The organism is Stenotrophomonas sp. 14P6.2.3, assembly GCF_057799055.1.
The window spans coordinates 271,732-294,141 of sequence record NZ_JBYOLA010000003.1 but is presented as its reverse complement, the minus strand read 5'-3'; the positions used below and the strand labels follow the sequence as shown (position 1 = coordinate 294,141).

The following is a 22,410-nucleotide window of genomic DNA, read 5'->3' as shown; positions in this document are numbered from 1 at the left end:
GGGCATGGCCCGGCACTACCGATGCTTGGACGCTGCGGTCACCGCCTCAGTGCATTGATCGCCAGCAGTACCCATCCTGCCATCAGCGTGGTGCCGCCTACCGGCGCCAGCCGCGTCGGCAACTGCCACAGCGCACCGCCCAGCAGGCTGCCGGAGAACAGCAGCACGCCCAGCAGCAACACGTACAACGCCAGATGCGCGATCGCGCCCTGCGCGCGGGGGCCGAGGGCCGCCAGTACCGCACCGTGGGCAAACGCGTACAACGCCGCCATGTTCAGGTGCTGCTGCGCCAGCGGATCGGACACGCCATGCGCGGCATAGGCGGACAGACCGATCGAGGCGGCCGCCAGCAGCGCCCCCAGGCAGGCCAGCAACGACGGTTTACGCGCGCGTCGTTCGGTATTGAACATGACAGCTCCTTGCGCAATGCCCGACACCGGGCTCGGGATGAAAAAAAAACGCGCCGCAGGAAGCGGCGCGTTTTCGTGTCCAACACTACATGGGTCAGCCGAGGCTTACTTGACGGCCCAGTAGATGTCGTACGTCGCTTCCGGGGTGAACGACTTGTCCACGCCGTCCTTCCAGGTTTCGTACGGACGGTCGATGACTTCGTTACCCGAGGTCACGGCCCAGGCGCGCAGGGCGCTGCGGGCAACGTCCAGACCTGCCATGTGGCCGGTGTAGGCCGCATGCGCCGAACGGTGCGGAGCAACGCGGACGTACTTGACCGGAGCGCCACCGTCGATCTTGACGGTCAGCTGTTCGGCCGGCACGCCTTCGGTACCCTTCTTCTTCACCGGCTGGGCGATGTCGAAGGCGTACTTCTCAGCACCGAAATCGGTGGTGATGATACGCAGCGGACCTGCGGCTTCCAGGCCATTGGCCTCGATCACGCGCTTGATCCACTCCTGGTTGTCCTTGATGGACTTGCTGATGGAGTCCTGGCCACGATCGACGTTGCCGGCGGTGACGACCAGCAGGTCCTCGGCCGGGACATCGACGATACCCAGATCGGTCAGCGGAGCTTCGGAAGTGCGGTAGTCGACATTCGGCACGGTGGCCAGCATGTTCGCCATGCGCGACAGACCCATCTTGATGTCATCGCCGATCTGGCGGCTGACATACAGGCCTGCGTAGCGGCCGAACAGGTCGAAGCCATACTTCACCGAGTAGTCCTGGGTGATCTTGACGTTGCGACCGCCCTTGCCGGTCGGCTCCAGGGTGAAGGTGCTGACCTTGTCGTGACCCTTGGTGGCGTCGTCGATGGCGATAACAACACGCTTGTTCTCTTCGGCTTCGGTCACCTTCCAGGAACCGGTGCCCAGGTCCTTGGAAGTGAAGTCGAGAGTGGCACCGACGCCGGAGACCGGGCCGGACAGCTTCAGTTCAACGGCGGGATCGCGCAGTACCAGCGGGTTCCAGTCCTTGAAGCGGCGCAGACTGCTGACCGTGTCGTACACGATCGTCATCTTGCGGTTGGTCTCGATGCTTTCGGTGATGTGACGCTCGCCCGGCAGACAGACGCCAATGATGACGAACAGGCCAGCCACGATCCCCAAGGCGATCAGGAACTCGATAATACGGGTCATTCAGAGAGTCTCCGGGGCCGATCCCACGGCCGGGTTGATTGAAGCGAAGCGCCAATCCTAGCAGGCTTCGCGGGCATTGGTTATCGGGATTGGCGCACCGGTTTCCGTGCCGGCTGCGCATTTGTATGGACAAAGAATTCGAAGGGTAACGCATCCGCGTACCCGGCAAGTAGGGGGCAAACAGGGGGCAACCCTGAATCCGGGCCCGGACTGCATGCCAAGTCTTTGTCGTTAAAGGATTTTCCTCACACCAACTGGAGTTCAAACGCTTTCAGTACCGCACGCGTACGGTCACGTACGCCCAGCTTGGAGAGGATGTTGGACACATGGTTCTTGATCGTGCCCTCGGCGACCCCCAGCGAATTGGCGATCTCCTTGTTGGAGAAACCGCTGGCCATCAGCCGCAGGATCTCCGTCTCACGGTCGGTCAGCGGGTCGGGGCGATCCAGACTGACGAAGTCGTTGCGCATGTGCTCCAGCCCGGACAGCAGGCGCTGGGTCACCGCCGGCTGCACCAGCGAACCGCCATCGGCCACCGTGCGGATCGCGCCGACCAGCTGCGCCAGGGTCACATCCTTGAGCAGGTAGCCCTTGGCACCGGCCTTGAGCCCGGCCAGCACCAGCTGGTCATCGTCGAAGGTGGTCAGGATGATGGTCGGCGGCAGCTGTTCCTGCCGTGACAGCACCTGCAGCGCCTCCAGCCCGGACATCACCGGCATGCGCATGTCCATCAGGACCACGTCCGGACGGATCTGCGGGATCAGCTCGACGGCCTGGCGGCCATCGGCGGCCTCGGCCACCACTTCGATGCCGTCGTCGAGCGCCAGCAGCGAGCGGATCCCCTGCCGCACCAGGGTTTGGTCGTCGACCAGGCAGACGCGAATCATCAACGCACTCCTTCAGGAACCTGGGTAAGGGCCGCCAGCACCGTTGCCGGTACCGTCGCCCGCAGCCGGAAGCCTTCGCCGGGGCGGGTCTCCACCTGCAGCTGGCCTCCACATTGTTGCAGGCGTTCGCGCATGCCGCGCAAACCATTGCCCACATTGACCGTTTCCGCCCCGACACCGTCGTCGCGGGCTTCCACTACGACCTGGTCCGGGACCTCACGGTACACCCGCAGCCACAGGTGGCGGGCGCCGGCATGGCGCACCGTGTTGGTGATGATCTCCTGGGTGCAGCGCAGCAGCACGTGGGCCCGCTGCGGGTCTTCCACGTTCAGCGGCTCCTCGATCTCCAGCTGGATGTCCAGCGAAGGCACGTGCTCGGTCAGCGGACGCAGGGCAGCGGCCAGGTCGATGGCGCCGGTCTCGCGCAGCTGGCTGACCACCTCGCGCACGTTGCCCAGCAGCAGCTTGGCCAGGGCATGTGAGCGCTTCACGTGCTCCAGCGCCTGGCCCTCGGCCAGATGGCCGGCCACTTCCAGGTTCAGGGTCAGCGCGGTCAGCTGATGACCCAGCAGGTCATGCAGTTCGCGCGAAATGCGGGTGCGCTCGTTCACCCGCGCGCTTTCGGCCAGCAGCGCACGGGTGGCGCGCAGCTCGGCATTGAGCCGGCGCTGCTCCTCGCGCGCCTCGGCCTGGCGGCGGGCCACCAGCGCGATCACGAACACGAAGCTGGAGAAGCCCATGTAGCCGACGGCCTGCAGCACGGCGATGACCGGCGGGAAGCCCAGTGGCTGGATGTAGACCGGCAGCACGGCCAGGTTGCTGGCCACCAGCCACACCACGCCGATGCGCGGGCCCAGCAGCCAGGGCAGCAGGCCAGCCACCACCATCAGCAGGATGCTGCCCAGCGCGGTGCCGGAGAAATAGCTCACGCCGATCGCACAGGCGGTCAGCAGGATCAGCGCGGCATGGTCGAAGAAGCCGGGCCGGCTTTCGCCCAGCGAGCGGGTCAGCACCCAGTACACGAAGCCGAAGGCCAGGTAGGCCGAGGCCCAGGGAATGATCCGGAAGCCGGCCTCGCCGTCCAGGCTCTCCAGCGTCAGCGACACCGGGTCGATCAGGTAGATCGCAAGCCAAAGGCCGACGGTGCCCCAGGTGAACAACCCGGAGTAGCGCAGCATCGCATTGTGGTTGAGTCGGGCCAGCATCACCCATCGTAGCCTGTGTGTGGCTGCTCCCAAGCGCCGAAAGTCATGCTTGGGCATATCCCCCTGTTCATGCCGCAGCCCACCCCGGGCATGCAATAATCGTGCGCAGGGTCTTGTAATGGACCAACCGCGTTACCCCACGGAGTCACAATGTCGATTGTCATCCGCGACGTGCGCGAGCACGAGCTCGATTCCGTCCTGGCTTTGAACAACAATGCTGGCCTGGCCATCCTTCCCCTGGATGCCGAGCGCCTGCGCCTGTTCTATGCAACCGCTGAGTATTTCCGCGTCGCCGAGCGCGACGGCAACCTGGCCGGTTTTTTGATCGGCTTCGGCAGCGACAGCCAGCACGACAGCAGCAATTTCGCCTGGTTCAAGCAGCAGCTGAACACCCCCTTCTTCTATATCGACCGCATCGTGGTCGCCAGCCGCCGCCGCGGCGGTGGCGTCGGCCGTGCGTTCTACGCCGATGCGCAGAGCTTTGCCGAACTGCGCTACCCGCAGATGACCTGCGAAGTGTTCCTGGACCACGGCGCCGATGCCGCCCTGCTCTTCCACGGCAGCTTCGGCTTCCGCGAGCTGGGCCAGAACACCATGCCGCAGGTGGACGTGCGGGCCAGCATGCTGGCCAAGGAACTGTGCAGCTTCCCGTGGGTGAACGAAACCTATGGCGGCAAGCTGCCCGATGTGGCGTGGGCACGCGACCGGCAGTTGCCGGCGCAGGCACAGCGGCCGACGGGGACCTGAGCGTGGCGGTGAATTTCGATTACGAACAGGCCGGTGAACTGAAGATCGGCCAGGTGGGCATCGCCAACCTGCGCATCCGCACCCTCGATGTTGAACGCCTCGTGCAGGAAATGCAGGAGCGGGTGAGTCGCGCGCCGAAGCTGTTCGGCCGGGCGGCGGTGATCCTGGACTTCGGCGGCCTCAGCCAGGTGCCCGACGTGGCGACGGCACAGGCGCTGGTGGATGGCCTGCGCGGTGCCGGCGTACTGCCGGTGGCACTGGCCTATGGCACCAGCGCGGTCGACCTGCTCTCGCAGCAGCTCGGCCTGCCACTGCTGGCCAAGTTCCGTGCCCAGTACGAGCGCGCCGAAGCAGAGTCTGCCCCGCCGCCGGCACCCGCACCGGAACCGCGGCGTGCCGCGCGGGCCGAAGCGAAGGCCGCACCGGCAGCGGCTCCGGCCACGCCGATGGGCAAGGCGGCCGATGCCGCCGCGCCACAGCCGGGGCGCATGCAGCTGGGCAACGTGCGCTCGGGCCAGCAGCTGTATGCGGAAAACTGCGACCTGACCGTGATGGCCACCGTCGGCGCCGGCGCCGAGGTCATCGCCGATGGCAGCATCCATATCTACGGAACCCTGCGCGGCCGTGCGCTGGCAGGGGCCCAGGGCAACACCGCGGCACGCATTTTCTGCCGTGATTTCCATGCGGAACTGGTCGCCATTGCAGGCCATTACAAGGTGCTGGACGATGTCCCGGAAACCCTGCGCGGCAAGGCCGTGCAGGTGTGGCTGGAACAGGACCAGATCAAGATCGCTGCGCTGGACTGACGCAGCACCTCAAACAGAATCATCAGGAGAAGTCCTTTGGCTGAAATCATCGTAGTCACCTCCGGCAAAGGCGGCGTCGGCAAGACCACTTCCAGCGCCAGCCTTGCGTGCGGCCTGGCAAAGCGTGGCAAGAAGGTGGCGGTGATCGACTTCGACGTCGGCCTGCGCAACCTCGACCTGATCATGGGCTGCGAACGCCGCGTGGTGTACGACTTCGTGAATGTCGTGCACGGCGAAGCCACCCTCAAGCAGGCCCTGATCAAGGACAAGCGCTTCGACAACCTGTTCGTGCTGGCTGCCTCGCAGACCCGCGACAAGGATGCGCTGACCCAGGAAGGCGTGGGCAAGGTCCTGAAGGACCTGGCCGCCGACGGCTTCGAGTACATCATCTGCGACTCCCCGGCAGGCATCGAGAAAGGCGCCTTCCTGGCGATGTACTTCGCCGACCGCGCAGTGGTGGTGGTGAACCCGGAAGTGTCTTCGGTACGCGACTCGGACCGCATCATCGGCCTGCTCGATTCGAAGACCCACAAGGCCGAATCCGGCCAGGACGTGCCGGCCTTCCTGCTGCTGACCCGCTACACCCCGGTGCGCGTGGAAAGCGGCGAGATGCTCAGCATCACCGACGTCGAGGAGGTCCTCGGCCTGAAGGCGATCGGCGTGATCCCCGAATCGGGTGACGTCCTCAATGCCTCCAACAAGGGCGAACCGGTCATCCTGGATGGCGAATCCGCTGCCGGCCAGGCCTATGACGACGCCGTCGCACGCATCCTCGGCGAAGAACGCCCGATGCGCTTCACCAACGTCGAGAAGAAGGGCTTCTTCAGCAAGCTGTTCGGAGGGTAAGCATGGGCCTGTTTGATTTCCTCAAAGCGAAGAAGACCACCGCCGAAACCGCCAAGAACCGCCTGCAGATCATCATCGCGCAGGAGCGCAGCCACCGTGGCGGTCCCGACTACCTGCCGCTGCTGCAGCGCGAGCTGCTGGAAGTGATCAAGAAGTACGTCAACATCGACGTCGATGCAGTGAAGGTGGATCTGGTCAAGGATGGCCAGCACGACGTGCTGGACATTTCCGTGGCGCTGCCTGAAGGCCCGGACAAACCCTGACCCCCTGCCCCGCCCGTGCCTGCATGGGCGGGGCTGCCTGACCCGCATGACTGATACCACGCCCGAACCGAACGTTACCCGCGTCGGCGACATCGCCTTCGCCGATGCCCAGCGCCTGCTCGCTGCACATGAGCTGCGGCTGCACCACGTTGCGGCCGGCGAACCGATCCCGGGCAGTTACTGGGGCGAGCCCGAGGCCGGCATCATCGCCAGCGACGTGTACGTGCGCGATGACACGCCGGTGCACTCGATGCTGCACGAGGCCTGCCACCTGATCGTGCTGCCGCCGGAGCGGCGCGCGCAGGTGCATACCGACGCCACCGATTCGGTACCCGAAGAAGACGCCACCTGCTACCTGCAGATTGTGCTGGCCGGGCACCTGCCCGGCGTCGGCAGCGAACGGCTGATGGCCGACATGGATGCCTGGGGCTACACGTATCGCTTGGGGTCGACGAAGGCGTGGTTCGAGCAGGATGCGGAAGACGCGAAAGCGTGGCTGATTGAACGCGGTTTGCCGGTGGCGTGATCCCCCGTGAACCGGGGTCAGATCCCTTTTGCACAGCAAAAGGGATCTGACCCCATTGCCCCGCCGGGCATGGCCCGGCGCTACCGTTGAATGATCAACCCTGCCCTGCCAGCGCGCGCAGGGTGATGCCGACCACATACGCCAGATAGGTGCCGGTGGCATACCCCATCGTGCCCAGCAGCACGCCCACCGGCGCCAGCGCCGGATGGAACGCAGCGGCCACCACCGGCGCCGAGGCCGGGCCGCCGATGTTCGACTGCGAGCCGATGGCGAAGTAGAAGAACGGCACCTTCAGCAGCTTGCCCAGGCACCACAGCAGCGTGATGTGCACGCTGATCCAGATGATGCCGAGCAGGAACAGCCACGGGCGATCCAGCAGCGCCAGCAGATCCATCTGCATGCCGATGCAGGCAATCAGGAAGTACAGCAGCAGCGAGCCCAGTCGAGAGGCGCCCGCACCTTCCAGGTTGCGAGCCCGGGTAAAGCTCAGGCCCAGGCCGAGCGTGGTCGACAGCACCACTACCCACACGAACGGCGCATCCAGGCTGAACTGCGATGCCCAGCTGACATTGACCTTGAACCATGCCGCCAGCGGCGCGCCGATGGCGTGGGCCAGGCCGACGCCACCGAAGGCCACGGCCACGATCAGCATCAGGTCGGTCAGGCTGGGGATGCGCTCGTGTTCGGCCTGGAAGCGGGTGATGCGCTCTTTCAGCTCATCAATTGCCGACGTGTCGGCTCCACTGCGTGCATCGATCTTCGCCGCGCGCCCGGCGAGGAAGATCAGCGCCGCCATCCACACGTAGCCAACCCCCACATCGACCACCGCGAACTGGCCGAAGGTGGTCGCGTTGACGTCGAACACTTCGCGCATGGCCAGCATGTTGGCACCACCGCCGATCCAGCTGCCGGCCAGTGCGGCCATGCCGGCCCAGGTATCGCCGGCGACGGTATCGGGATGGATCGCACGCATCACCAGGAACGCCACCACCGCACCCAGCATGATGCTGGCCGAGGCACCCAGGTACATCAGCACCAGTTTCGGCCCCAGCCGCAGGATGCCCTTGATGTCCACCGCCAGGGTCAACAGGATCAGCGCCGCCGGCAGCAGGATGTCACGCGCGACCGGGTTGTACAGTTTGGTGTTCTGCCCGTCGATCAGGCCGAACGTGTTGTAGATGCCCGGCAGCAGGTAACACAGCAGCAGCGCCGGCACGAAGGTATAGAAGCGCTTCCACAGGCCCTGCTCGCGCGAAGCGGTCCAGAACACGGCGCCAAGGGTGGCGGCGATCAAACCGAAGACGACGATGTCGTTCTGGATCAGGGCAGTCGAAGGCATGCAGGCGCTCTTGTAGAGCCGAGCCGTGCTCGGCTGCTGTTGGCGGAAGCTCAGGGAGGTGTGCCGACCAACGGTCGGCACCCACCGGTGAAGCAGATGGCGAAACAAAAGCGCCGCCCCGAAGGGCGGCACCGGTATCGCTTATTCGCCGATGTGCTGCTTCAGCCAGGCGTTGACGGTGTCATGCCACAGGATGCTGTTGTTCGGCTTCAGCACCCAGTGGTTCTCATCCGGGAAGTACAGGAACTTCGATTCGATGCCCTGGCGCTGGGCAGCGGTGAACGCGGCCAGGCCCTGCTCGACCGGAATGCGGAAGTCCTGCTGGCCGTGGATCACCAGGATCGGCTTCTTCCAGTCAGCCACGTGGTTGACCGGATTGAACTTCTCATAGTTCGCCGCCTTCTGGTACGGGGTACCGCCCTGCTCCCACTCGGTGAACCACAGTTCTTCGGTGGCGTAACCCATCATGCGCTGGTCGAACACGCCGTCATGGTTGACCAGGCACTTGAACGGGCTGTTCCAGTTGCCGGCGATCCAATTGACCATGAAGCCGCCGTAGCTGGCGCCCAGCGCGCAGGCCTTGTCACCGTTGAGGAAGTCGTACTTCTTCAGCGCCGCGCTCCAGCCCTTCTGCAGGTCTTCCAGCGGACGGTCGCCCCAGTGCTGGCTGATCGCATCGGTGAAGGCCTGGCCGTAACCGGTGGAGCCATGGAAGTCGATCATCACCACCGCGTAGCCCTGGCCTGCGTAGGTCTGCGGGTTCCAGCGGTAGCTCCAGCCGTTGCCGAAGCTGCCCTGCGGGCCGCCATGGATCAGGAACGCGACCGGGTAGGACTTGCCTTCCTGGTAGTTGTGCGGCTTGACCACATAGCCATGGACGGTGTCGTTGTTCCAGCCCTTGAACTCGAACTGCTCGTAGTCGCCGAACGACACGTCCTTCAGCACCTCGCCAGCGGCGGGGGTCAGCGCACGCAGCGCACCGATCGGCTCGCCAGCGGCCGGCAGCAGGCCGACCAGCAGCTGGTCGTTGCTCTTCAGGCTGTTGCGGGTGATCGCCACGCTGTTGCCGGCCACGTCGACAGCGGTAACGCTGCCGTCGCCGATCAGCTTGGTGGCCTTGCCGCTGGCCACATCGATCTGGAACAGCGGGTGTTCGCCGAGGTCATCGGCAGTGGTGTAGATGCTGGTGCCGTCGGCGGACAGGGCGATGCCACCAGCCGAACGGTCCCACTGCGGAGCGATCTCGCGGGTCTTGCCGCTGGCCAGGTCCATCGCCATCAGGCCGAAGCGATCGGCCTCGAAGCCCGGGCGCTTCATCGCGCGGTAGAACAGGGTCTTGCCGTCGGCGCTGAACACCGGGCCGGCATCCCAGGCCGGGTTGGAGGCGGTCAGGTTGACCGGCGCCTGCTTGCCGGCGGCATCGAAGCGGTACAGGTCGAAGTTGGTCGACCACGACTCCTGCTTGCCGGCCACGCGGATGCTGGCGACCACGCTGCTGCCATCCGGCGACCACGCGAAATCATCATTGCCACCGAACGGCTTGGACGGAGCGTCACCATCGATGGTCGCGCTCAGCGCCGAAGCGCCCTTGACCGCACCGGCCTTGGCCGCCGGCAGCGGGGCGACGAACAAGGTGTTGCGACGGCCGTCGTTCCAGGTATCCCAGTGGCGCACGAACAGCGAATCGAAGACCTTGCCGCTGGCCTTGGCGCCGGCCACGTCCTTCAGCTTCTTTTCGGTGCAGGCCAGGTCCGAGGCACAGGCCTGGAACACGCCGGCGCTGAACAGCACGCGGTCGTCCTGCGGCGACACGTGGTAGCTGTCCACGTCCACCGGGAAATCGGTCAGCTGGTGCGGAGCACCGCCAGTGATCGGCAGCGAGTACAGCTGCTGGCTGCCGTTCTTGGCGCTCAGGAAGTACACGGTCTGGCCATTGGCCGACAACGAGGCCGAGTTGACGTTCCAGCCGGCCGGGGTGATCTGCTTCGGCGGTGCCGCATCGCGGGTGCGCAGGTTACGCGCGAACAGGGCGGTGCTGGCCTTGAGGTTGGCATCGGTGCTGCGCTTGGCGAACACCACGGTGCCGCCGTCAGCGGTCAGTACCGGCGCGGAGACGCGGTCCATGGCCACCATGTCGCGGATTTCCAGGCCACGGGCAGCGGCGACGCTGGGCAGGGCAGCCAGCAGGCTCAGTGGCAGCAGGGCATGACGCAGTTTCATCGGGGTCTCCGCAGGACGGCAAAAAACCGATGGTAGGCCTGCGCGGCCGGGCCTGCCAAGGCCATCGGTCATGGCCCGGGCTGAGCTGCCGCCAGAAAAAGCAAACCGCGCCGAAGCGCGGTTTGTCGGAGGTCGGGGTCGGATCCGATTCCGCAGGAATCGGCTCTGACCCCAAACGCTGCCAGCATGGGGTCAGAGCCCTTCCCTGCGGGAAGGGATCCGACCCCGTGGGCGTCATGCCACGGCGCGCTTGCCGGTGCGGTAGATCAGCCAGCCGACCAGGAACAGCACGGCAAGGCCGATCCACTGCGCGGCCGGCAGGTGGAACGGCACGGCGAGCACGTCGGCGCGGCTGCTGACCACGATCGGCACGGCGATGGCGATACCCATCAGCGCCTCACCGGTGATCAGGCCGGCAGCGAACAGCACGCCCGGCTTGTGCACGCGGTCGCGGCCCTCTTCGTCATCGGCGCGCACCTTGTGGAAGCGCTCGACCAGGTAGGAGATCAGGCCACCGAGGAAGATCGGCACCATCAGTTCCAGCGGCAGGTAGATGCCGATCGCCGCGGCCAGCACCGGCACGCGGAAACGCGAGTTGCGCGACTTCAGCCAGCTGTCGAACGCGATGATGGCGGCACCGACCACGGCACCGATGCCGATGAAGGTCCACGGCAGCTCGCCGCCGAACAGGCCCTTGGCCACCGACGCCATCAGGTTCGCCTGCGGTGCGGCCAGCGCATTCGGATGCAGCTCCGACTTGACGCCGATGCCGTAGGCGGTGGCCAGCAGGTTCAGCACCGGGGCCATGATCAGCGCGCACGAGAACGCGCCGATGCCCAGCATCAGCTGCTGCTTCCACGGGGTGGCACCGACGATGTAGCCGGCCTTGAGGTCCTGCAGGTTGTCGCCACCCACGGCGGCGGCACAGCACACCACCGCGCCGATCATGATCGCGGCCACCGCGCCCAGCGGCGCACCGAAGGCACCGACCGGCTGCAGGCCATCCTTGCCCAGCAGCAGCACCAGCACCGCCGAAGCGAACAGGATGGTGGAGATGGTGATGCCCGAGACCGGATTGTTGGACGAGCCGATCAGACCGGCCAGGTAGGCCGATACCGAAACGAACAGGAAGCCGGCGACGATCATGATGAGGGTCATCGGGATCGATACGTGCCACTGGCCGACGATGGCCTGGTACAGCGCCAGCAGCGGCAGGGTGAACACCACCAGGGCCACCAGCATCCACTTCATCGGCAGGTCGCGCTCGGTGTGCGCCAGTACCGGGCCACCGCTCTTGCGCGCGGCCGCAAAGCCGCTCTTGACGCCGTTGAGCAGCGACTTGCGCAGCGAGATCAGGGTCCAGATGCCACCGATCAGCATCGCGCCGACGCCCAGGTAACGCATCTTCGCGCCCCAGATGGCGAACGCCGCTTCGGTGGACGAGGCGGTGGCGATCGAGGCGGCCAGCGCCGGATCGGTGTTCATGAAGAACGCCTGGTAGATCGGAATGGCGATGTGCCAGGTCAGGATCGAGCCGGACACCACCACGATGCCGACGTTGAGGCCGACGATGTAGCCCACGCCCAGCAGCGCCGGCGACAGGTTGGTACCGATGAACGCGGTGATCTTGGAACTGCCGACATAGGCCGAGGTGGCCCAGGCATCGGGGATCAGGCGCATGCCGCTTTCCGCGGCCAGCTTCACGAAGGCACCGATCACTGCCGACAGGCCGAGGATCTTCAGGCCCGGGCCGGGGTTTTCACCGGCCTTGAGCACTTCGGCCGCCGCCTTGCCTTCCGGGAACGGAAGCGGGTCTTCGACGATCATCGAACGCCGCAGCGGCACCGAGAACAGCACGCCCAGCAGGCCACCGAGACCGGCGATGCCCAGCACCCACCAGTACTTGAAGTCCGGCCAGTAGCCCATGATCACCAGCGCGGGGATGGTGAAGATCACACCGGCGGCGATCGACGAACCGGCCGAAGCGCCGGTCTGCACGATGTTGTTCTCAAGGATGGAACCGCCACCCAGCAGGCGCAGCACGCCCATGGAAATGACCGCGGCGGGAATCGCGGTGGCGATGGTCAGGCCTGCGAACAGACCGAGATAGGCGTTTGCGGCCGACAGCACCACCGCCAGCACGATGGCAAGGACCACCGCGCGGAAAGTGAGCTGCTTGGGCGCAGCGTCATGGTTCATGAAAGCCCCTGCTGGCAAAAAATCCCTTGCACGCTAGCGTTCAGGGGCCAGCAAGTCCAGCGTGCCAAAGGATGGGGGCCGAGCACGGAACAGACACAGACCCGCAGCGGCACGGCCAGCGAACCGATGCGGCAAAGCCCGAGTGGGCATGCCGCAAACGCTATGTTATAACTTTCCGCCGCCCCATACGCCCCCACCGCATGCCCTCCTCTGCCTCCCCCCGGCTGGCCTCCATCGACCAGCTGCGCGGCACCGTGATGCTGCTGATGCTGCTCGACCACGTCCGCGAGACGTTCTTCCTGCAGTACCAGGTGAGCGACCCGATGGACGCGGCGACCGTGTCCCCTGCCCTGTTCGCCTGCCGCCTGCTGGCGCACCTGTGCGCACCGGTGTTCGTGCTGCTGACCGGCCTGTCGGCGTGGCTGTATGGTCAACGCCAGGCCGACCCGCGCCGCGCCATCGCCGCCTTCCTGCTCAAGCGCGGCCTGTTCCTCGTGGTGCTGGAACTGACCCTGGTCAACTTCGCCTGGACCTTCCAGTTCCCGCCGGACACGGTGTACCTGCAGGTGATCTGGGCGATCGGCCTGAGCATGATCGCGCTGGCTGGCCTGCTGTGGCTGCCGCGGCCGGTGCTGGCGATGCTGGCGGTGGCGCTGGTGGTTGGCCACAACCTGCTGGATGGCGTACGCGTGCAGGGCGACGGCGCCCTGGCGGTGCTGTGGAAGGTGCTGCACCAGCGTGACTGGATCGAGGCGGGGCCGTTGAGCCTGCGTACCTCCTACCCGGTGCTGCCGTGGATCGGGGTGATCGCGCTGGGCTACCTGATGGCGCCGTGGTTCGCTGCCAGCAGCGACCCGGAACAGCGCCGACAGCGATTGCTGTGGGCCGGGCTGGGCGCGCTGGCCGCCTTCGCCCTGCTGCGCTTCGCCAACGACTATGGCGACGCGCCCTGGCAGTACCAGCAGACCACGCTGCGCACGTGGATGAGCGTGTTCAACATCACCAAGTACCCGCCCTCGCTGCAGTTCCTGCTGCTGACCCTTGGCGCGGGCCTGCTGCTGTTGCGGCTGTATGAGTGGCCGCCGCTGGCGCGTGCGCTGCGGCCGCTGGCCGATATCGGTGCAGCGCCGATGTTCTTCTACCTGCTGCACCTGTACGTGCTGAAGCTGCTGTACCTGGCCGCGCTGAAGGCCTGGGGCCCGACCCACGGTTGCCTGTATGCACTGGACTCGGTGGCCGGCCTGCTGCTGGTGGCCTGCGCGCTGGCGGTGGTGCTGTATCCACCAACGCGGGCGTTCGCGCGGTTCAAGGCACGGCGACGCGACCTGGCCTGGTTGCGGTATCTGTAGGCCATGTACCGGGGCGGCCATCCACGCATGGCGTGGATCTACTGAAAGCGGGCGCGGGCCTATAATTCCGCGATGAATTCCACTGCTATCGCTTCCGACGACTTCCTGGGTCATCCCAAGGGCGTCTACGTCTGCTTCTTCACCGAAATGTGGGAGCGCTTCTCCTTCTACGGCATGAAGGCGCTGCTGCTGCTGTACCTCACCAAATACCACCTGTTCGGCGACAAGGCCGGGCTGGACCTGCTCGGTGCCTATGGCGGCCTGGTGTACTGCATCCCGGTGTTCGGCGGCATGCTGGCCGACCGCTGGCTGGGCATGCGCCGGGCGGTGCTGTTCGGCGGCATCCTGCTGGTGCTGGGTCATCTGGGCATGGCCTTCGAAGGCCACGCGGCGTACCGGGTCAATGGTGAAGTGGTGCGCGACACCTCGGCGCTGGCAGTGACCTACCTGTCGCTGGCATTGATCATCATGGGCGTCGGCTTCCTCAAGCCGAACATCTCCACCATTGTCGGCAAGCTCTATCCGCAGGACGATCCGCGCCGCGATTCGGGCTTCTCGCTGTTCTATGCCGGCATCAACCTGGGCGCCCTGTTCTCCTCACTGGTGTGCGGTTTCCTCGGCGAGGTCTACGGCTGGAAGTACGGCTTCGGTGCGGCCGGCATCGGCATGATTGCCGGCCTGGCGATGTTCCTGTGGGGCCAGAAATACCTGCAGGGCCACGCCGAACCGCCGCAGCCGGCCACGTTGAAGCAGAAGGTGCTGGGCCTGCCGCGCGAATGGCTGATCTACCTGTGCGCGGTGATCGGCGTGCTGCCGGTGGCTTGGCTGATGTGGGCAGCCGGCAACGGTGCCTTCGCGCTTGGCGGTGAAATCAGCCTGGCGCTGATGCTGATGCTGGTGGTGCTCGGCGGCGTGCTGGTCTGGTTCGCCTGGTTCACCGGCACGAAGTGCACACCGGTGCAGCGCCAGCAGATGATCGCGCTGATGGTGCTGATCTTCATGGCACTGGTGTTCTTCACGATGTACGAGCAGTCGTACGGCTCGTGGGTGACCTTTACTGATCGCCTGTTGACCAAGGACATCGTGCCGGCACTGGTGATCCGCGAAGGCTCGCCGCTGCCGTGGTCGATCGTGTCGCTACTGCTGGCACCGCTGGGCTTCGTGGTCAGCGCGCGCTTGTCCGAACGCCGTCCTGGTTCGGCCGCGCCGCGTACGTTCTTCATCGGCATCGTTGCGCTGATGCTGGTGCTGCTGGTGCGTGACTGCCTGGTGATTCCGCAGACCGCCGGTTCGCTGACCTATCTGGGCGGCCTGTTCCTGGTGTTGCTGGCGCCAGCCTTCGCTGCGCTGTGGACGTGGATGGACCGCCGCGGCTGGGAACCGGGCAAGCCGGTGAAATCAGCCTGGGGCCTGGTGATCGGCGCGCTGTCGTTCGTGCCGCTGGCACTGGCCGCGCAGCACGTCGGTGCCACCGGCGAGATGGCCAGCGTGTGGTGGCTGGTACTGGCCTACTTCCTGCTGGCCAGCGGCGAGATGTGCCTGTCGCCGGTGGGCCTGTCGGCGGTGACCCAGCTGGCGGTACCGCGGGTGATGAGCCTGATGATGGGCACCTGGTTCCTGGCGACAGCCTTCTCGGAAACGCTGGCCGCGCTGTTCGGCAAGCTGGCGGCGATCGACGTGCTCGAAGGCGAGACGCTGGACATGGCCGCGGCCGCCGGTGCCTATGCGCACCTGTTCTGGCTGCTGATGTGGATCGGCCTGGGCTGCGCGTTGCTGGCCTTCATCGCTGCGCCGCTGTTGAAGCGGATGATGCACGGGGTGAAGTAACCCCCATTGGCGAGTGGCTGCGGCGGCAACCATGGCGGTTGCCGCCGCATCTGTTTCAGGGTGCCTTGGCTTTGCTCGGAGCCGTCGCGGCTGCTGCCGTACCACCGCCCAGGCTGCGCGACAGGAAGGCAAGCAATCGGGTGTAGTAGTCGCGCCGGTTGGCCGGACTGTAGAAACCGTGTCCCTCGGCCTTGTAGTACAGCGCTTCCACCGGCGTGCCGGCCTGCTTCAGCGCCGCCTCCATGCGTTGGGTATGCACCACCGGTGCGCGTTGATCTTCCCTTCCTGCCGCCAGCAGCACCGGCACGCGGATCTGTGCGGCGAGGTTGACCGGTGATTGCTCCACCAGCTCCTTCGGGCGGCCGACCCATTCGCGCAGGTAGGTCAATCCGGATGCATCATCCTGGATGTCACCGCGGGCGTACATCAACGGCAGGTCATAGACACCGACATAGCCGGCAGCGCAGCGATACAGGCCGGGCTCGCGCACCGGCCCCATCATCGCCGCATAGGCGCCATAGCTGCCGCCGTAGATGCAGATGCGCGCCGGATCGGCCGTGCCCTGCGCGATCGCCCAGCGCGTGGCATCAGTGACATCGTCCTGCATCGCCCGTCCCCACTGCAGCTTCGCGGCCTGGGCGTGCGCACGCCCATAGTTGGCCGAACCACGGTAGTTGACCTGGAGCACGGCATAGCCGGCAGCAGCCAGCATCTGCGCATCCACATCGTACGTTCCGTCGTCGAAGATCCCGATCGGCCCACCATGTGGCATCACCACCATGGGCAGGCCGGTGGCCGGCTGGCCTGCCGGCAGGGTGAGGAAGCCATGCAGCGCCAACCCGTCACGCGCCTTCAGGCTGACCGGTTGGACGACGGCGCTCTGCGCCGGATCGATCCAGTCACTGCGGCTGATGAGGTGGCGCGCCTTCTTGTCGATGGTGTCGTACAGATAGAAGTCGCCCGGGTTGCGCGCGGAGTGCGATTCCACCAGCACCGTGCGGCCATCGCGGGTACTGGAGGTGATGTACACGGGGCCGCCCAGCCCTGCCTCGAGACTGCGGTACAGGCGCGCTTCGGCCGAGGCTTCGTCGAAGAAGCGCGTCCGTGGCACGTCGCCAAGGAACTCGGCTCCCACCGGCACGCGGGTTCCCGGCCGGAAGATGATCCGATGCGGATCGACCACCTCATCGCGCAGTACCACCCGACGCTCGTTGCTCTGCGGGTCCCAACTGACGATTGCATCGGGTCCCTCGGCCTGCTCGGTCTGCAGATAGGCCAGGCGGCCATCAGCAGAGAAGCCGATAGCCGCCTCGATGCGTCGGCTGAGCGCCTCATCGTTCAGCAGCACCCACTCGCTGCTGGCACCTGCGCGGTAATAGAGCTTCTTGTTCGTCTCGTCGGTGCCGGAACCGTAGGCAAAGCGCACCTCACCCTGGGCATCGGTAGTGAATTCCGCCTGTGCGATCGGCGCCCGCGCCACGGCATTGCGGCGACCGGTGTTCACGTCCATCCGCTCCAACTGGGTGAAGGCGTTGGCCGTGAACGGTGTTACCGCAACCAGTACGTTGCGGTCGTCATCCTTCAATTCGTCGGTAAGGAACGCGGCCACCATGCCGGCCGGCTTGACCTTGATGTTGGTGCCCAGGCCGGTTTCAGCCGTGCGGTAGCCGACCAGCAGTTCACCGCCCTTGCCATCGGCGTTGATACCGAACAGTTCGCCGGTGAGCAAGGGGCGATCAAGCACGCCGAACTTCTGCGCCATGCCCACCAGCAGACGGTCATTGCTGACCCAATCAAAGGTGTGGGCATGGTTGTTGCGAGGCGGCCGGAAGGTGCCGACCATCTTCATGTCGGCGATCCTGTAGATCGCCAGCGCAGTGCCCGCCTCGATCGGGACCGCGGCAGCCACGTACTCGCCCCCGGGCGAAATCCTGATGTCGGTAAACGCTTCCTGGCGCAGATAGCGGTCCAGATCGACCACGCCGGCCCCCGCCGTCGCCCCTCCCACGACCGTGCACAGCAGCACGGCAAGTACAGTCCTGCGCATCCTTCCCCCTTGGAGACGGCCCCCTTGTCCGCAGGCCGATTCTAGGCAACCCGTCGACGCATCCGCCAGTGAGCACAAAAAAAACGACGGCACCGTTGCCGGTGCCGTCGTTACCACTACCTTTACCTTGGAGAGAGAGTCAGGACGTGGGTTCGGGGGGCGTGCGCCGGGTCAATGGACCCCGCGCACCGCCAGAGTGAGGGCCAGGATGCTGAGGATCACCGCGATGGTGCCGTCCAGCACGCGCCAGGTGCTGGGCTTGGTGAACAGCGGCGCCAGCAGGCGCGCGCCCAGGCCCTGCGCGGTCAACCACAGGCAGCTGGCGGTGACCACACCGGCCGCGAAGGCCATGCGTGCATTGCCGAAGTTCTCGGCGATCGAGCCGATCACCATCATGTCCAGCCAGAAGTGCGGGTTGATCAACGAGAAGCCGACCGCCGCCATCAGCACCGCACGGCGGCTGCCGTCATCGCTGTCGGCTTCGCCCATGCCGCCGCCGCCGGCGATCGCACGGCGTGCCGACTTCATCGCATACCAGGCCAGGAAGGCCACGCCGGTCCAGAGGACGGCGGTGGTCAGCCACGGCAGCGCCGTGGTGAGCGTGCGCAGACCGGCCACGCTGGCGAAGATGAAGATCGCATCGATGGCCGCACAGGTGGCCACCACCGGCACGATGTGCTTGCGCAGGATGCCCTGACGCAGGATGAAGGCGCTCTGGGCGCCGACCACGGCAAACAGGCCGATGCCGGTAGCCGCACCACTGAACCAGGCACCAAGGCCGGTGCTGGCGGAGATGACCGAGAACATGGGATTCACTACCTTGTCTTGCTTGGGGGAGCGGTGCCTCGCGAAGGCGGACAGCACCGGAACGGGCGCCATTGTCGCGCCGCAACATAGAAAAGACGAGCTAAACTTACTAAACCAACATTAGCGGAGCTTAATCGCCATGCGCATCGACCATGCCCAGCTGCGGGCCCTGGCTGCGGTGATCCGCGAAGGCAGCTTCGACCGTGCCGCGCAGTCGCTCAACGTCACCCCCTCGGCCATCTCGCAGCGGGTCAAGGCACTGGAGGACCGCATCGGCCGGCTGCTGGTCAAACGTGGCACGCCTGCAACCGCCACCGCCGAAGGCCAGCTGCTGGTGCAGCTGGCCGAGCAGACCGCCCTGCTGGAGCACGACGCCCTGCACCGCATGGGCCTGGCCGACGAGGACCTGCCGCAGGCCAGCATTCCCGTTGCGGTGAACCACGACAGCCTGGAGACCTGGTTCCCGCAGGCGGCGCAGCAGTTCGCGCAGGGCACCGGCACCACACTGGACCTGCGGGTGGAAGATCAGGACCACACGGTCGAGCTGCTGCGCCAGGGCACCGTGCTGGGTGCGGTGACCACCCTGGACGAGCCGGTGCAGGGCTGCCAGATCCACGCGCTGGGCAGCATCCGCTACGCCGCGACCTGTACGCCGGAATTCCGCGAGCGCCATTTCGCCAAGGGCGTGACCGCGCAGGCACTGGCGCAGGCACCAGTGCTGGTGTTCAACCGCAAGGACGACATGCAGTCGCGCTTTGCCCGGCGCATGGCCGGCGCCGACCTGCCCAGCACCGCGCCGACCTGGTGGATTCCTTCGACCCGCGCCTTCGTGCAGGCCAATCTCGGCGGGCTCGGCTGGACGATGAACCCGTTGCCGCTGGTGAAGCGCCATCTGGATGCAGGACGGCTGGTCTACGTGCGGCAGCGCGCGTGGGAAGACGTGCCGCTGTACTGGCAGCACTGGAAGGGCGACGTGCAGACCATGGCCCTGCTGACCCGGGCGGTGCTGGACGCCGCCTCGGCGCTGGTGCAGCGCAGGCGCTGAGCGCCGCATGCATTCCATCCGCGCCATCCACGCATGGCGTGGATCTACCCTCCACCGTCCAGGCAACGCCGTTCGCCGTCTCCATCCAATCTCCATGCGGGTCGACCACAATCACGCGGTTCCGTTCGACCACAGGTTTCCCAGATGACGATCCACTACCGCGATGCCCTCCCCGATGATGCCGCTGCCTGCATCGACCTTCGTGGGCGCACCCGCGAAAACGCCTTCAGCGCCGCGCAGCTGGCCGAACTGGGCATCACCGAAGAGAGCTGGGCCGCAGGCATCGCCGATGGCGATTCCATCGGCCGCGTCGCCTGGGAGGGCGAGCGGATGGCCGGCTACTGCTTTGCTGACCGCGAAAGCGGCGAGGTGCTGGTGCTGGCCCTGTTGCCGGACTACGAAGGCCGTGGCATCGGCCGGCAGCTGCTGCAGGAGGTGGTCAGCCTGACCCGCGATGCCGGACACACCCGCCTGTTCCTGGCCTGCTCGGCAGACCCGCGTTCGCGCTCGTATGGCTTCTATCGGCATCTGGGCTGGAAGGCGACCGGCGAGATCGACGAGGCCGGTGACGAGATTCTTGAACTGTCTTGACGCGCGTCGCCGGGAACAGCCGCCGGGCATGGCCCGGCGCTACCGCGGATGGGGTCGAACGCGCGCGCCGGATGCTGCGTTGCATCAAAATCGGACCAGAAGCGGTTAAAATTGCCACTGGAATGCTGCAAGGCGTTGTTTCTTCACGCTCTTTCCCTGCTTCTTGCGCATCCTGACCCCTTCCCCCCGCCAACGATTCCGCCCCCATGAAGAAATTTGGCAAGGCCCTGCTCGCCCTGCTCGTGCTGCTGTTGCTGGTCGCCGCACTGTTCCTGTACTGGCCGCTGACCCAGCGCTCGGTGCCCGCCGCGAGCAACGACAAGCCCGTCGATGTCGTGCTGGTCGGCGCCGGCATCATGAGCATCACTCTGGCCACCTACCTGCAGGAACTGCAGCCGGACTGGAACATCCAGGTCTACGAGCGCCTCGACAGCGTCGCCGGTGAAAGCTCGGACGGCTGGAACAATGCCGGCACCGGCCACTCGGCATTCGCCGAACTGAACTACACCCCGGAACTGCCCGATGGCAGCATCGAGACCAAGCGTGCGGTCGGCATCGCCGAATCGTTCGAGGTCTCGCGCCAGTTCTGGTCGCACCAGGTGAAGGAAGGCCGGCTGAGCCAGCCCAGCGACTTCATCAACCCCACCCCGCACATGAGCTTCGTCTGGGGTGATGACAACATCGCCTACCTGCACAAGCGCCAGCAGGCGCTGGTGAAGAACCCGCTGTTCTACGGCATGCAGTACTCCGAAGACCCGGCGCAGATCAAGCAGTGGGCACCGCTGCTGATGGAAGGCCGCGACCCGAAGCAGAAGGTCGCCGCGACCTGGATGCCGCTGGGCACCGACGTCAACTTCGGCGTCATCACCCGCCAGCTGACCGCCGGCCTGCAGCACAGCCCCAACTTCGGCCTGCACCTCAACCACGAGGTCAGCGCCCTGCGGCAGAACGCGGACAAGAGCTGGAACGTGACGGTGAAGGATCTCAAGGCCGGCACCGAGTCCACCACCCACGCCCGCTTCGTGTTCATCGGAGCCGGTGGCGCCGCGCTGAAGCTGCTGCAGATGTCGGGCATCCCGGAATCGAAGGACTACGCCGGCTTCCCGGTGGGCGGCCAGTTCCTCGCCTTCCAGGGCCAGGACGTAACGTCGCGCCATGGGGTGAAAGCCTACGGCATGGCTGAAACCGGTTCGCCGCCGATGTCGGTGCCGCACCTGGATGCGCGCAAGCTGGATGGCAAGCCGGTGGTCCTGTTCGGGCCGTTCGCGCTGTACAGCACCAAGTTCCTCAAGCACGGCTCGTGGTGGGACCTGTATTCGTCGGTCAACCACAACAACGTCGGCCCGATGCTGGAAGTGGGCAAGGACAACCTGGACCTGGTGCAGTACCTGATGGGCCAGGCGCGCCTCAACGACGCCGATCGCCAGGCCGAACTGGTCAAGTACTTCCCCAACGCCAAGCCGGGCGACTGGAAGCTGGTCACGGCTGGCCAGCGCGTGCAGATCATCAAGCGTGATCCGCTGAAGGGCGCGGTGCTGCAGTTCGGTACCGAGATCGTGACCGACAAGGACCACACCCTCGCTGCGCTGCTGGGTGCCTCACCGGGCGCCTCGACCTCGCCGCCGATCATGCTCGACCTGATGGCCAAGGCCTTCCCGGAACAGATGAAGGCCGGTTGGGAAGCCCGCCTGCGCGAGATCGTGCCGTCGTACGGCCGCAAGCTCAACGACAGTGCCGCGCTGACCAACGAGATCCGCACGCTGACCAGCCAGACCCTGCACCTGCCCTACCTGGACGTTCCGGTGGAAGCAGGCGCGACACCGGCCCTGGCACCAACGGCCGCGCCGGCCCCGGCCAAGGAAAAGCGCAACGCCAACGAGGAACTGCAGGCGCTGTAAGCCTGCGGTTGCCATTGGACGGAAACGGACGGCCACCTTCGGGTGGCCGTCTGCGTTTGTGCGGCGGCGGGTCGGATCCCTCCCGTGCGGGAGGGCTCTGACCCGCGCTCGAGCGCCGAGGGCAGGGTCAGGGCCCGTTGCCTGGGCAACGGGATCCGACCCCGCTCCAGCCCCTGTCAGGCGCCGACAAACCCGTGCTCAATGACGCGAATTGTAATG

At 66.0% G+C, this 22,410-nt stretch carries 19 protein-coding genes; 10 read left to right on the top strand and 9 right to left on the bottom strand.

Translation table 11 applies throughout. The annotated features are described in order from the left end of the window. Positions 1-38 precede the first annotated feature (38 nt). The 4 genes from AC27VL_RS04845 to AC27VL_RS04830 all read right to left on the bottom strand — a co-directional run bounded on the left by AC27VL_RS04845 (position 39) and on the right by AC27VL_RS04830 (position 3,681). Positions 39-410 (bottom strand): DUF423 domain-containing protein, encoded by a 372-nt coding sequence (locus AC27VL_RS04845; RefSeq protein ID WP_100551842.1) that lies wholly within the window; start codon positions 408-410, stop codon positions 39-41. A 105-nt stretch (positions 411-515) separates the two neighbouring features. Continuing rightward, on the bottom strand, positions 516-1,589 hold the full coding sequence (locus AC27VL_RS04840) for a polyketide cyclase (RefSeq protein WP_488765681.1): 1,074 nt from the start codon (positions 1,587-1,589) through the stop codon (positions 516-518). Between the two features lie 245 nt (positions 1,590-1,834). Then, positions 1,835-2,476 (bottom strand): response regulator, encoded by a 642-nt coding sequence (locus AC27VL_RS04835; protein WP_025873873.1) that lies wholly within the window; start codon positions 2,474-2,476, stop codon positions 1,835-1,837. Next, a complete protein-coding gene (locus AC27VL_RS04830) occupies positions 2,476-3,681 on the bottom strand; it encodes a sensor histidine kinase (RefSeq protein ID WP_025873874.1) in 1,206 nt (401 codons plus the stop codon). Before AC27VL_RS04830 ends, AC27VL_RS04835 begins: the two co-directional genes overlap by 1 nt. Before the next feature lie 150 nt (positions 3,682-3,831). Here AC27VL_RS04830 and AC27VL_RS04825 point away from each other — a divergent pair, with 150 nt between their 5' ends. Genes AC27VL_RS04825 through AC27VL_RS04805 form a run of 5 tightly spaced genes read left to right on the top strand, consistent with a single transcriptional unit; the run spans position 3,832 to position 6,869 of the window. Next, positions 3,832-4,428, top strand: coding sequence for a GNAT family N-acetyltransferase (locus AC27VL_RS04825; protein ID WP_108265313.1), 597 nt, complete (start codon positions 3,832-3,834; stop codon positions 4,426-4,428). Between the two features lie 2 nt (positions 4,429-4,430). After that, a complete protein-coding gene (gene minC, locus AC27VL_RS04820) occupies positions 4,431-5,234 on the top strand; it encodes a septum site-determining protein MinC (RefSeq protein WP_488765704.1) in 804 nt (267 codons plus the stop codon). 36 nt (positions 5,235-5,270) lie between these two features. Next, positions 5,271-6,080, top strand: a complete 810-nt coding sequence (gene minD / locus AC27VL_RS04815; RefSeq protein WP_089239526.1) for a septum site-determining protein MinD — start codon at positions 5,271-5,273, stop codon at positions 6,078-6,080. Positions 6,081-6,082: 2 nt separating this feature from the next. Continuing rightward, complete coding sequence (gene minE / locus AC27VL_RS04810) at positions 6,083-6,343, top strand: cell division topological specificity factor MinE (RefSeq protein ID WP_005408532.1); 261 nt, start codon at positions 6,083-6,085, stop codon at positions 6,341-6,343. Positions 6,344-6,389: 46 nt separating this feature from the next. Further along, on the top strand, positions 6,390-6,869 hold the full coding sequence (locus tag AC27VL_RS04805; RefSeq protein ID WP_032975950.1) for a hypothetical protein: 480 nt from the start codon (positions 6,390-6,392) through the stop codon (positions 6,867-6,869). A 94-nt stretch (positions 6,870-6,963) separates the two neighbouring features. Here AC27VL_RS04805 and AC27VL_RS04800 read toward each other — a convergent pair whose 3' ends face one another. The 3 genes from AC27VL_RS04800 to AC27VL_RS04790 all read right to left on the bottom strand — a co-directional run bounded on the left by AC27VL_RS04800 (position 6,964) and on the right by AC27VL_RS04790 (position 12,627). Continuing rightward, on the bottom strand, positions 6,964-8,208 hold the full coding sequence (locus AC27VL_RS04800) for a DUF819 family protein (protein WP_488765680.1): 1,245 nt from the start codon (positions 8,206-8,208) through the stop codon (positions 6,964-6,966). 141 nt (positions 8,209-8,349) lie between these two features. Then, entirely contained in the window at positions 8,350-10,428 is a 2,079-nt protein-coding gene (locus tag AC27VL_RS04795; protein WP_488765679.1) for a S9 family peptidase, read from the bottom strand. A gap of 234 nt (positions 10,429-10,662) precedes the next feature. Continuing rightward, positions 10,663-12,627, bottom strand: coding sequence for an OPT family oligopeptide transporter (locus tag AC27VL_RS04790; protein WP_089239520.1), 1,965 nt, complete (start codon positions 12,625-12,627; stop codon positions 10,663-10,665). Between the two features lie 200 nt (positions 12,628-12,827). On the opposite strand from AC27VL_RS04790, the gene AC27VL_RS04785 reads away from it, so the two are divergent. Next, positions 12,828-13,976, top strand: a complete 1,149-nt coding sequence (locus AC27VL_RS04785) for an acetyltransferase domain-containing protein (protein ID WP_100551835.1) — start codon at positions 12,828-12,830, stop codon at positions 13,974-13,976. A 72-nt stretch (positions 13,977-14,048) separates the two neighbouring features. Continuing rightward, positions 14,049-15,803, top strand: a complete 1,755-nt coding sequence (locus tag AC27VL_RS04780) for a peptide MFS transporter (protein WP_488765678.1) — start codon at positions 14,049-14,051, stop codon at positions 15,801-15,803. A gap of 55 nt (positions 15,804-15,858) precedes the next feature. Here the strand turns inward: AC27VL_RS04780 and AC27VL_RS04775 are convergent, their stop codons facing one another. Then, the gene (locus AC27VL_RS04775) at positions 15,859-17,850 is read right to left on the bottom strand and encodes an alpha/beta hydrolase family protein (protein WP_488765677.1); all 1,992 of its coding nucleotides are present in this window, start codon (positions 17,848-17,850) and stop codon (positions 15,859-15,861) included. Positions 17,851-18,021: 171 nt separating this feature from the next. Continuing rightward, positions 18,022-18,657 carry a LysE/ArgO family amino acid transporter gene (locus tag AC27VL_RS04770; protein ID WP_025873889.1) on the bottom strand — a complete coding sequence of 212 codons (636 nt, stop codon included), beginning with the start codon at positions 18,655-18,657 and terminating at the stop codon, positions 18,022-18,024. A 139-nt stretch (positions 18,658-18,796) separates the two neighbouring features. Here AC27VL_RS04770 and AC27VL_RS04765 point away from each other — a divergent pair, with 139 nt between their 5' ends. The 3 genes from AC27VL_RS04765 (at position 18,797) to mqo (ending at position 22,191) form a co-directional block, all read left to right on the top strand. Next, on the top strand, positions 18,797-19,702 hold the full coding sequence (locus AC27VL_RS04765) for a LysR family transcriptional regulator ArgP (protein ID WP_100551831.1): 906 nt from the start codon (positions 18,797-18,799) through the stop codon (positions 19,700-19,702). Positions 19,703-19,846: 144 nt separating this feature from the next. After that, positions 19,847-20,293, top strand: a complete 447-nt coding sequence (locus tag AC27VL_RS04760; RefSeq protein ID WP_488765676.1) for a GNAT family N-acetyltransferase — start codon at positions 19,847-19,849, stop codon at positions 20,291-20,293. Between the two features lie 206 nt (positions 20,294-20,499). After that, the gene (gene mqo, locus AC27VL_RS04755) at positions 20,500-22,191 is read left to right on the top strand and encodes a malate dehydrogenase (quinone) (RefSeq protein ID WP_180163913.1); all 1,692 of its coding nucleotides are present in this window, start codon (positions 20,500-20,502) and stop codon (positions 22,189-22,191) included. The last annotated feature ends 219 nt before the right edge of the window (positions 22,192-22,410 follow it).